This is a genomic window from Cellulosilyticum sp. ST5, from assembly GCF_046529625.1.
Taxonomy (GTDB): domain Bacteria; phylum Bacillota; class Clostridia; order Lachnospirales; family Cellulosilyticaceae; genus Cellulosilyticum; species Cellulosilyticum lentocellum.
Genome location: NZ_CP132338.1, coordinates 4,840,707 through 4,852,633, shown reverse-complemented (window position 1 = coordinate 4,852,633; position 11,927 = coordinate 4,840,707). Strand labels below are relative to the sequence as shown.

The window sequence follows — 11,927 nt, the reverse complement described above, 5'->3', positions numbered from 1 at the left end:
TTTCAACCTTGTAATTTAAACAACGGAGAAGGAGGGATTTGAACCCTCGCGCCGCTATTAACGACCTACTCCCTTTCCAGGGGAGCCCCTTCGGCCACTTGGGTACTTCTCCATAGTGCTTCTCCACTATAAAAAACAAGATTAACGGAGAGACTGGGATTCGAACCCAGGGAGGTGTTACCCTCGCCGGTTTTCAAGACCGGTGCCTTAAACCAACTCGACCATCTCTCCATATTTCATTATCATTTCGACCTTAGCCGACCTAATAAATTCTACACTACTCATTTTATCTTGTCAATATTTATTCAACTCATTTCTTCTATAAATATTGCCTCGTCGTTAGTGCTTATTTAATATATCATAGCATTTGTCATAGGTCAACACTTTTTTAGTATTTTTTATTCCTTTTTTTAGTAGTCTTCGCTTCCTGTGAATTCTCATATTATTCTTATTGTATTATTACTTTTCCCTCCAATTAATCTATTTTTCCTTATCGTATTACCCCTTTTGATTTTTTAACACTGCTTCTCCTATTATTAAATCTTCTGGTGTTGTAATTTTTATATTCGTATAATCTCCCTGAACAATATATACTGCTTTTCCATACGCTTCAACTAACATACTATCATCTGTTACTGCTAGATTTTCGCTTTTGGCATATGCATATGCTTTTAATAATAATTCCTTTGAAAAGCTTTGTGGCGTTTGTATAGACCATAGAGTAGTACGATTAGGCGTATCTATCACCATTTGCTTTTTATTATCTACAACCTTAATTGTATCTTTTACAGGAACAGCTACAACTGTTGCTTCTTTTTCTATTGTTAATTTCAAAGCTTCTCGTATTATCTTTTCTTTAATGAATGGTCTCGCTCCATCATGAATCATGACATATTTAGTATCATTAGACGTTGCCAATAATCCATTATATACAGAATCCTGTCTTTCTGTTCCTCCCGATACAATTTTCCTTACTTTATTAAAAGAATACTTCTCTACAATATCCTTTTTCACTTTGTTAATCTCATCCTCTGACACTACTAGAATGATTTCTTGAATTAGCTCACATTTATCAAATGCCTCTATTGTATGCGCTAACACTTCTTTATTGCTTAATAAAATATATTGTTTCTTTATCGACATTCCCATACGTTTGCCACTACCGCCAGCTACTATAATTGCCGTTACTTTCTCCATCCTTCTGTCTTCTCCTTTATATAACATAATTTACTTTATATATACCCTCATTTAATCTTTATTATATTTTCACTCATCTAATTTTGTAAATACAAAAAAAATCGTTGTTAATATCTATTCTTACCTATATAATTGATTTATTATTTGTTATTGACTTATGACAACAAAGGGAGGATTTACATGACATCAAAAAACAAATATGGTCTTTTGACCTGCATTACTATGATTGTAGGCGTTGTTATCGGCTCGGGTATTTTCTTTAAAAGTGATGATATCTTAGTAGCTACTAATGGTAACATTTTTTTAGGTGCATTAGCATTCTGTATTGCTGCTATTAGTATCATTTTTGGCAGTCTAACTGTAGCAGAATTAGCGGCTCGCACAGATAAACCAGGTGGCCCTATAAGTTATGCTGAAGATGCCTATAATGGTGGTATCGCTTGTGCTTTGGGTTGGTTTCAAGTCTTTTTATACTATCCTACACTTATTGCTGTTGTATGCTATGTTGTAGGTATTTATACTTGTATCTTATTTGGCTTAAGCGCTACTTTAGAGTTACAAATACTTATTGGCTTAATTGCTACACTTATCATCTTTTTAATCAACATACTTTCCGCAAAACTTGCTGGACTTTGCCAAAATGTAGCTACTTTCATCAAACTTATTCCTCTATTACTAATTGGTATAGCCGGTTTTATATTTGGTGATCCAAGTTCTGCTATAGAAATTACAACCCCAGAATTTCAGTCTGCTACTTGGCTTAGCGCGCTTATTCCTATTGTTTTTGCTTTTGATGGTTGGATTGTATCAACTGCTATTTCTCATGAGGTTAAAAATGCAAAAAGAAATATTCCTATTGCATTAATATTTTCTCCTCTCCTTGTACTAATTATGTACCTACTTTATTTTATTGGCATTAGTATTTATTTAGGTCCTGAAACAATTATTGCCACTAAAGATGCTCACGTAGAATTAGTTGCAACCCAATTATTTGGTCCATGGAGCGCTAAAGCGTTGATTATTTTTGTTATTATTTCTGTAGCTGGGACTGCCAATGGATTAACTATGGGACTTAGTCGCCTACCGTATTCATTAGCAATTCGTAATATGTTCCCTAATGCAAAAAAGGTTTCTTCAATAAGTAAAAGGTTAGGCATTCCATTATATTCATATCTAATTGCCCTAGGCATCACCTTGTTTTGGTTAGCTATGCATTATATTACTACTAAATTTAATATATTAGGTGGATCTGATGTTTCTGAAATATCTACTACACTTAATTATGTTCTATTTATTCTTTTATATGTGCATGTGCTTCGTTTAGGTATTAAAGGTGAAATCAAAAGCTTTTGGAAGGGGAAAGTTAACCCTATATTTGCTATTTTAGGATCACTTATTATTTTATATGTAGGGATGCAAAATCCTTTATTTATTTTCTATATTTCATTCTGCAGTATTATACTTATTATTGCTTATAGATTCTGGAAAAAATCTGTTGCCTAAGAGTATTTATAGCACCCTATAAAATGATATAGGTTTCATTCATTAAGCGAAATAAGCCTTCTGAAATATTAAGTATTTCAGAAGGCTTATTTTTATTTAAAACCTGATTTATTTGAATCCTGTTAAATACTACTTTGACTTGTAGCTATCCTTTGAATTTTTCTATAATCATTATTCAGCTTATGATTATTTTAATTCCATCTATATGTTTTTAGGTATAAAAGGTGTGATATACTTCTATGTTCTCTTATTAGAACAACAGAAATAGTGACCTTAGAAGTATTATTAATTTTAAATTGCTTACCCTTTTACTTTTTTTCCATAAAAATATCTTATTATAACTATTACTATAATACTACCTATTGTATCTGCTAAAAAATCTTTTATGTCACAGGAGCGCCCTTCTACTAAGTATTGTAGTAGTTCCGTAATAATAGCAAATATTTCTATTAAGATCCATGGCAAAAGTATGGATGGTATTTTTCTCTTCTCAAAAAAATACTCTCCATAAAAACAGAGTGTTAAAAATCCAAACATTCCTGCATGAACTAGTTTATCAATATGAGGAATACTTACAGATGGCACATCATCAGCCGGCATTAACACTGCTATTAAAATAAGTATGATTGATAGTACTGTAAACTTATAATTTTTTATATGATTCATCATATTCTCCTTACATTTTAGACTTTGCAAATTCTATGATATGGTATTAACTTTATTCTTTGTTTAACTTATTCTTTTGTTCTTTGAATTATCTTGCCCGTATCTTCTGCTTATTCTCTATCTTTATTTCTTTCCTTTTATCTCTTACTTTTTAGCTTTTATCTTTTATCCCTTATCCCTTATCCCTTATCTCTTATCTCTCAGCTCTTCTCTCTTAGTTCCAATCATTGTGTTGATGCTAACTATAATAGACGCTAGTATTTTAATCTCAGTAACATATAAAAAGGGTAATGGTATTAAGCTTGATTTCAGCCTACTGCCTTACCCTTTTATTTGCCTATTGTGAATTAATCCGTTTATCTAGTCTAAGATGCATTGTTTCTATCTGAGTGTAAACTTTTATATAAACTGCTCTAATTTGTTATATAGATTGATCTATAGCTTACTCTTCAACTTTAGCAAAAATCATTCGCCCCGCTGAGGTTTGTAATACAGTACTTACTATTACTTTAATAGTAGACCCTACATATTTTCTACCATTTTCTATGACAATCATTGTACCATCATTCAAATATGCTAAACCTTGTTCTTGTTCTTTTCCTTCTTTTACTACCAAAACTTTCATTTCCTCATTAGGTAACACAACTTGCTTAATGGCATTTGCTAAATCATTAATGTTAAGTACTTGTACTTTTTGAAGTTTTGCTACTTTATTAAGGTTAAAATCATTAGTTACAATCTTGCCTTGAATTTCATTGGCTAATTTTAAAAGTTTACTGTCTACTTCTTGCAATTCTGGATAGTCAATCTCCATAACCTCAACCGCCGCTATACGTGCGCTTTTCAGTTCATTTAAAATGTCAAGACCTCTTCTTCCCCTATTTCGTTTAAGAGAATCTGAGGAATCAGCAATATGTCTTAGTTCATCTAACACAAATGAAGGTATGATGACTTTCCCTTCAATAAATCCAGTACTCATAATATCTAAAATGCGCCCATCAATGATGACACTAGTATCTAATATTTTAGGTTGACAATGAGTTAAAATATCACCAGTTTTACTAATCCAGCCCTTGATTTCACCTTTTTTCAAGTGAACCAAATAAATTCCAAAGCATCCCAAACCTATATATAATAATAAAATAAATATTTGGCTTACTAGATTATCTCTTTCCATTTTAAAAGCATTACTTGTTAAGCTAGCTACATATAATCCAATGCCTAGGCCTATAATATACATTAAAATTTCTTGCATTGGGTACCTACTTAATGTATCTTCTAGCTTACTAGCTAATCGGCGTGCTAAAGGAATACTTAAAGAAAAAAACATAAGTGCAAATGATAAAATAAAAATAATAAGTTCCTTATTAATATAAATACTATTAAGTGTTCCTTCTATTGTTGTTGGAATAATACCTATTAGCTCTAAATGCATTGTTCCTGCGGTTATCAATCCTGCTATTAATCCTGATAATAATATTCTCAGAATATTTTTCATTGCAATCTCCTTTCTGTAGGATTATCTTCCACCAATAGGCAAGTTAGGTACTGCATTCAGACTCATATCTGCTCTTGTCCCTTTTAAATATTCATAATAAGCTGCACACCCTATCATAGCCGCATTATCTGTACAAAGTATGAGCTCTGGATAATATAATTTTTTACCCTTCTCATCACAGGCTTTCTGCATAGCTTCTCTTAGGCCTTGATTTGCTGCAACTCCACCTGCCAAAGCAATCTTAGGTATATTTTTTTCTTCTGCTAATTGTAATGTCTTTCCCACTAGTACATCCGTTACACTAGCTTGGAATGCTGCTGCTACATCGGCTACATTGATAGGTTCATCTTTCATTTTACAGCCATTAATATAATTAAGCACTGCAGATTTTAAACCACTGAAGCTAAAATCATAACTCCCATCTTGCATTGCTCTAGGAAATTTAATAGCTTCTTTATTTCCTTCTTTTGCAAGCTTGTCAATCTTTGGGCCACCTGGATAGCTCAGACCCATAGCTCTAGCTACTTTATCATAAGCTTCACCTGCGGCATCATCTCTTGTACGTCCCATAATTTCGTAAGTAGTATAATCTTTCACATGTACCAAATGTGTATGCCCACCTGATACTACTAAACACAGAAATGGTGGTTCTAATTCTGGATGTGCAATATAATTCGCTGCTATATGCCCTTCTATATGATGTACCCCAACTAAAGGTTTACTTTTTGCAAAAGCAATAGACTTAGCAGCCATAACTCCCACTAATAGTGCTCCTACTAATCCTGGTCCATACGTAACACCTACAACGTCTATATCGTCTAGTGCTAGACCTGCTGTTTTTAAAGCTTCTTTTATAACTAAGTTAATTTTTTCTACATGCATTCTTGAAGCAATCTCTGGTACAACACCGCCATATTGTTCATGTAAAGCAATCTGTGTAGAAATAGTGTTAGCTAATACCTCACGACCATTTCTTACAACTGCTACCGATGTCTCATCACAGGATGTTTCAATAGCAAGTATTGTTAAATCCTTCATGTTTATTCCTCCACGTTGGCTTATTCATTATTTGATGTTGTTTGACTTTGAGTAGAATCCTCCTCACTTTTCTGAGTTTCCCATGATTGGATTTTCCACATTCCGTCTTCTTTAACTAAACTATACTCTTTAGTAATATTACCTTTATTAGTTCCATGTTTCACCACAACTCCAGCAGAATCATTTTGGCTATCGTCAGAATCCTTAATGATTGTTACATCCATAATTTCACTATTAATCATAATAAGTGGTTTATCTTCATTTTCTAATCTCTCAGCAATTAGGCCACTCACTTGAGTTTCTATAGGGTTTACTTCTTGAAGGCGTTTAGTATATAGCATTCTTAAAGCTTCTGCATATGCAGTCAACTCTTCATCCTTTATATCTGAGCTATATCCAATACGCATTAATTCATTATGCTTTTCTACTACTTCTTTAGGTGTACTAGGATAACTTTCTCCTAATTCTTGTGTTATTGTTTGAAGTTTTTCTGCAACAGATGCAGATGTACTTACTACTTTTTTTTCCTGCCCTGCATTTCTTAAACTTAAACAATATATACCTATAATAACTCCCATTACTAATACTGCTATTATTTTTTTCATACAACCTCTCCTTTCAACTACTATTCTTCTGTAAAGTCAATAGTTGTTGTCATTCGGTCATAACCTGCTACAGTGTTTGGGAAGATTTCTTTTACCTTATCTATATTAATATAAGACTGTGGTAAGGCCGGACTAAAATGAGTAAGCCATAAAGTTTTTACTCTCGCTTTTTTTGCTAACTCTGCCGCCTCTGATGCTAACATATGTTTATGCTTTTTCACTTGAGCTAAATAACTATCATCAGTATACATTCCCTCACAAATAAATAAGTCTGATTCCTGAATGAGTTCTTCTAATTCTTGTATCGGCCTACAATCTGTACTATATGATACCTTAATGCCCTTTCTTTTATCTCCTAAGACTAAATCAGGTGTATAATAGTCATCTCCAACTTTAACTTCTTCACCTTGTTGTAGTCTTTTCCAGTATTTTTGAGGAACATTATTGGCTTTTGCTTTTTCTACCATAAATTTAGGTAAACGATAATTCTCAATTGTATAAGCAAAGCATTTTACATTGTGTGGCACTGGAAGTGCTGTAATAACAAATTCACCAATTTTTAAGGTTTGTTTTTCATAAGGTAGTTCTATAAGTTCGAGGTCAAATGCTATGTCCTTAGAAACTACTGTCAAACCTTCTACTACTTTTCTAAGTCCTGGTGGTCCAATAATCGTAAGTGGCTCAGTTCTTCCTGTATTATTGATAGTTAATAATAAGCCTGGTAACCCTGTTACATGATCACCATGATAATGTGTGAAACAAATAACATCTAACGTCTTATATCCCCAGCCTAGCATACGCATCGTAACTTGAGTTCCTTCACCACAATCTATAAGTAGCTTCCTTCCATTAAACCTAGCTAACATTGCTGTTAGGTAGCGATCAGGAAGCGGTAACATCCCGCCTGTTCCAAGTAAACAAATGTCTAACATAATTTTAATTCCTTTCTTTTAATAATGTTATTATATCCTTTTATAGGTTTTCTTACAATCATATCTGCTTTTTTACTTTTCAGATATCAATTATCGTTCCTCATTGACAAACATTTTCATTTTAACTATACTAAAATTATCTTAAAATAGTATAGGGGGGAATTTGTATGAGTAAAGCACTATCAGATTTAAAGCTCGGAGAAAAAGCTACTATTACAAGTATCACTGCACCTCTTCCTATCAAACAACGCTTTATGGATATGGGACTTGTAAAAGGAAGTCAAGTAGCAATCGAAAAATTAGCACCTCTAGGTAATCCTATTCAAATTTCACTAAAAGGTTATAGCCTGTGTATTCGTAAAGAGGATGCCAAATATATACTAATCGCTTAAAGAAGTACTACTAGTTTACTAGTAGTGCTTATATACTTTATAGAGCTTTTATTATCAAAGTGATTATTATTTATCAAAAGCTTTATCTTTCTAAAAAATATTATTATAGAGATTTAATTATTTTTATCCTTGGGAGGATTTTTATGACTAATCATTTAACAGTAGCTCTTGCTGGTAACCCTAATATAGGCAAGACTACTTTATTTAACGCACTTACAGGCTCCCACTATACAGTAGGTAACTGGGCTGGTGTAACTGTAGAGAAAAAAGAAGGTCATTTTTATTACCAAGCTGCTGAGCATACTTCTGTATCTATCAATCTAGTAGATCTACCTGGTACCTATAGCCTATCTGCCTTCTCTTTAGATGAAAGTATTGCCAGAGATTATATTGTAAAGGAAAATCCAGATGTTATTTTGAATTTAGTGGATGCCTCTAATCTTGAAAGAAATCTTTACTTAACTCTTCAGCTCCTAGAACTAGGAAAGCCTGTAGTTATGGCTCTCAATATGATGGATTTAGCCACTGCAAAAGGATTGAAAATTAATACTGAAATGCTTACTAGCCTCTTAGGTATACCTATTATTCCAATTGTAGCTTCTAAAAAAGTGGGACTTAAAGAACTCACCGCGGCTTTAGTTACTGCTTCTAAAGTAGATTCTACGGCTTATCATGTGCCTTATCTAGCTTCAATTGAAGCTACTCTTTCAGAAACTATTCATTTACTAGAAGACCATTCTTTAAAGGTGCCTGCTAGATGGATTGCTTTAAAACTTCTAGAAGGTGATGAAAGGGCCCTCGATTTAGTTCCTGGTGAACATCATGACGAGTTACAAACCTTATTACAAACAGAAGAAATCGAAGCTATTCGTGAATCTATTACAGATAGTAAATATGAACATATTTCCTCTATTATTTCAAAGGTTATGAGTTCAGATGCTCATGAGCAGACTTCTTTCACTAATAAAATAGACCACTTTGTCACTCATCGTTTTCTGGGCATTCCTATTTTTGCTGCTGTTATGTTCGCTGTCTTTTACTTTACCTTTAATTTAGTTGGAAATCCTTTAACTGACTTATTCGATACAGTGTTTGGGCATATATTGGATTTATGTAATAACGGGCTTGTAGCATTAAATGTAGCTGATTGGCTTAGAGCACTTATTATAGATGGTGCCTTAAATGGTGTATTTGGTGTACTTACATTCTTGCCGAATATTGCTTGTTTATTCATTACACTAACAATTTTAGAGGATACAGGCTATATGGCACGTGTTGCCTTTATTATGGATGAGCTTATGAGAAAGCTTGGTCTTAATGGAAAATCTATTATTCCTATGCTATTAGGCTTTGGATGTAATGTACCTGCCATTATGGGAACACGTACAATTGAAGATGAAAAGGATCGAATGACTTCTATTTTAATTAATCCATTCTTTTCTTGTAGTGCTAGACTTCCTATCTTCACCCTGTTTGCCTCTGCTTTCTTTCCTGGTAAAGAAGCCATTGTTATATTTTCCTTATATTTTATAGGTATATTAATTGGACTTTTAGTCGCTTTTATCTTTAAAAAGACATTATTTAAATCAGACAGCATGCCCTTTATCATGGAATTACCCCCTTATCATTTACCAAGCATTAAACATATTGCTACTCAAGTATGGGAAAAGGTAAGAGGCTTCCTTATAAAAGCTGGTACAACTATCTTTGTAGCTTCTGTAATTCTTTGGTTTATTTTAAATTTCAACTTTACTGGTCCTACAGATATGTCCAACAGCCTTGGTGCTTCTATCGGCAGAATCATTGCACCAGTATTTGCACCTCTTGGGTTTGGTAATTGGCAAGCTGCCTTATCTCTTATTGCCGGTGTAGTAGGTAAAGAAATTGTTGTTTCTAATATGGCTATCGTCTATGGTTTAGGTGCAAGCACAAGCGCTACAGTCTTTCATGATGCACTAGCTAGCTCTTTTTCACCACTTAGTGCTTATTGCTTCCTTATCTTTACCTTACTTTATGTCCCTTGTGTAGGTACCTTAGGCGCTATTAAACGAGAAACTAATAGCTTAAAATGGATGTGGTTTGCTATTAGTTATCAACTACTCATCGCATGGGGAGTAGCCTTTATCTTTTATACCGTAGGAAACTTATTCTTCTAAAACTTGAATAGTACTAATAATTATAAAAATAGACGTATAAAGATTAATTAATCTTTATACGTCTATTTTTACTTATCCTTTACAAACTTCTGCCGCATAAGCTTCATTTAACTGCGCGATTTCATCTTCTGAATAATTAGGAATCTCATCCACCGGAAACTCTTCCACTGGAATACGAAAACTTTCTAACCATCTATCATAGCAATTCTCACAAATATTAAAAGAATGTCCTGCCAAATCTTTTGATGAAAAATACCCCCACGCTTTTTCAACGTGTAAATAGTCTCTATGCTGATTTGTACGCTCTCTATTAGTGATTAGCTCACCGCAACAATTACAATACACCTCTCCGTGTGAATATTGTCTTGCCCCTTTATGTTGTTCCAATACTCTGGCACCCCCTTTGTAAATCTGCGGCTAATAACCCCTATTCCAATTATATACTGTAACATATTGTAAGTATATAGGTAAATTTTATATATTATTTATGTATTTTAAATGAATCTAAGCCTTTCTCTCATTTAGGTTATTATCTATAATTAAATGTTTTTATAAAAAATCTACCAAGCAACTTTTTTATTTTATAAGTGGATAGTTTTTCTAGTTTTATTTTAGCATATTATTTATAAATTTTGTCATACTAACTATGAGATAATTATGATTCCTCCCCATTCCAATTATCTCATAAACCCCAATATATTTATTAAGCGATAGCCCCCCTATCGCTTATTTTTTTGCATAGTTTAATGGCCCTTGCATAAATTTATAGAAAGGAAATTTGGCCATGCCATGGAAAGGAGCTTAATATGAATTCTTCTATTTCTCTTAAAAGCTTTGCTATATTTGGGGTAATCTTTACTTTTGTTCTAGGCTGCTTATTACATTTTGTTTATGGATTATCCGGAAATAATTATTATGTAGGATTTTTTTCTCCTGTCAATGAAAGCGTGTGGGAGCATTTGAAACTGGCCTTTTATGCCTGGCTAATCTATGGTCTTATTTGCTATCCTCTACTAAAAGATACAACTCATAATTATTGGCTTGCCCTTGCCCTAGGACCTTTATTAGCTAATTTATTTATTATTATCTTCTTTTACACTTATTCAGGCATTATGGGGCACTCTATTTTTATTTTAAATATTCTTTCTTTCCTCATTGCTTGTGTCATTGCAGGTTATACTTTTTATAAAGTATTAACGCTTCCTGACTACGGGCCTTGTTATAACCTATTAGGATTTTTATTCATTATAAGTATGATTTTTTTATTTGCCTATTTTACATATCATCCCTTAGATATTCCCCTTTTTACAGATTGGGGAGCTAAATCATAGTACTCAAATAGGTTGCATAAAGACGACTATCTATTACATAGACAGCTTGTTTATGCAACCTATTTAGATTTATATCATCTATCTTTATATACAGCTTCTTCTACCTATGATATGAGTAAATGAATTATAATCTATTTTACTACAAATTATTGCAAGTTATCAGAACTAATTGAGGGTAAGTTCCCTAGATTATTAGATTCATCTCCATCAGCTAAGGAGCGGATGTACTCACTACCATCTTTAGAAGTTGAAACCCCTACATGTTTAAGCTCGTTTGCTTTAGCCATTTCAATGGCTTGTTCTACAGTAATGTGTTCTCCTGATTCCAATTCATAGCCTACAACATCACCACTATTTACAATTCGTTTTGTAATAGCCTTGGCATTTGCTCCACCTTCGGATACTACCTTGTTAGCTAAATTTGCTAAATAAAGGCCTGCACTTTGTTCTTCTGACATAATAAAATACCTCCTTCTTGTATCTTATTATTTTATAAATAGTCTTTTAATATACATTCTATTTTTTGCAGTCTTGTACTATTTTTAATGCATATTAAACAAATAAATCTAATCATTTCTATTTTTCTTTATGATATAATAAGTAATATTC

General features: G+C 32.9%; 12 protein-coding genes and 2 tRNA genes. 4 read left to right on the top strand and 10 right to left on the bottom strand.

From position 1 onward, the window contains the following. Positions 1-23: 23 nt before the first annotated feature. The 3 genes from QTL86_RS23060 to ispD form a co-directional block, all read right to left on the bottom strand. A tRNA-Ser gene (locus tag QTL86_RS23060) sits at positions 24-112 on the bottom strand. A 33-nt stretch (positions 113-145) separates the two neighbouring features. Next, a tRNA-Ser gene (locus QTL86_RS23055) sits at positions 146-231 on the bottom strand. A gap of 267 nt (positions 232-498) precedes the next feature. Then, entirely contained in the window at positions 499-1,197 is a 699-nt protein-coding gene (gene ispD / locus QTL86_RS23050) for a 2-C-methyl-D-erythritol 4-phosphate cytidylyltransferase (RefSeq protein WP_013658306.1), read from the bottom strand. 180 nt (positions 1,198-1,377) lie between these two features. Between ispD and QTL86_RS23045 the strand changes: the two genes are divergently transcribed. Continuing rightward, a complete protein-coding gene (locus QTL86_RS23045) occupies positions 1,378-2,700 on the top strand; it encodes an APC family permease (protein WP_127067639.1) in 1,323 nt (440 codons plus the stop codon). 300 nt (positions 2,701-3,000) lie between these two features. Here QTL86_RS23045 and QTL86_RS23040 read toward each other — a convergent pair whose 3' ends face one another. The 5 genes from QTL86_RS23040 to QTL86_RS23020 all read right to left on the bottom strand — a co-directional run bounded on the left by QTL86_RS23040 (position 3,001) and on the right by QTL86_RS23020 (position 7,439). After that, positions 3,001-3,366 (bottom strand): VanZ family protein, encoded by a 366-nt coding sequence (locus tag QTL86_RS23040; RefSeq protein ID WP_013658308.1) that lies wholly within the window; start codon positions 3,364-3,366, stop codon positions 3,001-3,003. A gap of 442 nt (positions 3,367-3,808) precedes the next feature. Next, the gene (locus QTL86_RS23035; protein WP_013658309.1) at positions 3,809-4,864 is read right to left on the bottom strand and encodes a PIN/TRAM domain-containing protein; all 1,056 of its coding nucleotides are present in this window, start codon (positions 4,862-4,864) and stop codon (positions 3,809-3,811) included. Between the two features lie 21 nt (positions 4,865-4,885). Beyond that, entirely contained in the window at positions 4,886-5,902 is a 1,017-nt protein-coding gene (gene tsaD, locus QTL86_RS23030) for a tRNA (adenosine(37)-N6)-threonylcarbamoyltransferase complex transferase subunit TsaD (RefSeq protein ID WP_127067640.1), read from the bottom strand. Positions 5,903-5,922: 20 nt separating this feature from the next. Beyond that, positions 5,923-6,507: a DUF6715 family protein gene (locus tag QTL86_RS23025; protein WP_410496133.1), complete on the bottom strand. Its 585-nt coding sequence runs from the start codon at positions 6,505-6,507 to the stop codon at positions 5,923-5,925. Between the two features lie 20 nt (positions 6,508-6,527). Continuing rightward, a complete protein-coding gene (locus QTL86_RS23020; RefSeq protein WP_127067642.1) occupies positions 6,528-7,439 on the bottom strand; it encodes a ribonuclease Z in 912 nt (303 codons plus the stop codon). Between the two features lie 167 nt (positions 7,440-7,606). Here QTL86_RS23020 and QTL86_RS23015 point away from each other — a divergent pair, with 167 nt between their 5' ends. Together QTL86_RS23015 and feoB are read left to right on the top strand one after the other, a co-directional pair. Then, positions 7,607-7,831, top strand: coding sequence for a ferrous iron transport protein A (locus tag QTL86_RS23015; RefSeq protein ID WP_127067643.1), 225 nt, complete (start codon positions 7,607-7,609; stop codon positions 7,829-7,831). Positions 7,832-7,974: 143 nt separating this feature from the next. Next, positions 7,975-9,987 (top strand): ferrous iron transport protein B, encoded by a 2,013-nt coding sequence (gene feoB, locus QTL86_RS23010; RefSeq protein ID WP_410496132.1) that lies wholly within the window; start codon positions 7,975-7,977, stop codon positions 9,985-9,987. A 72-nt stretch (positions 9,988-10,059) separates the two neighbouring features. Here feoB and QTL86_RS23005 read toward each other — a convergent pair whose 3' ends face one another. Next, a complete protein-coding gene (locus QTL86_RS23005) occupies positions 10,060-10,374 on the bottom strand; it encodes a hypothetical protein (RefSeq protein ID WP_013658315.1) in 315 nt (104 codons plus the stop codon). Between the two features lie 419 nt (positions 10,375-10,793). On the opposite strand from QTL86_RS23005, the gene QTL86_RS23000 reads away from it, so the two are divergent. After that, the gene (locus tag QTL86_RS23000; protein ID WP_127067645.1) at positions 10,794-11,318 is read left to right on the top strand and encodes a DUF6512 family protein; all 525 of its coding nucleotides are present in this window, start codon (positions 10,794-10,796) and stop codon (positions 11,316-11,318) included. 146 nt (positions 11,319-11,464) lie between these two features. On the opposite strand, the gene QTL86_RS22995 is transcribed toward QTL86_RS23000, so the two are convergent. Beyond that, complete coding sequence (locus QTL86_RS22995; RefSeq protein WP_013658317.1) at positions 11,465-11,776, bottom strand: DUF3892 domain-containing protein; 312 nt, start codon at positions 11,774-11,776, stop codon at positions 11,465-11,467. Between the last annotated feature and the right edge of the window lie 151 nt (positions 11,777-11,927).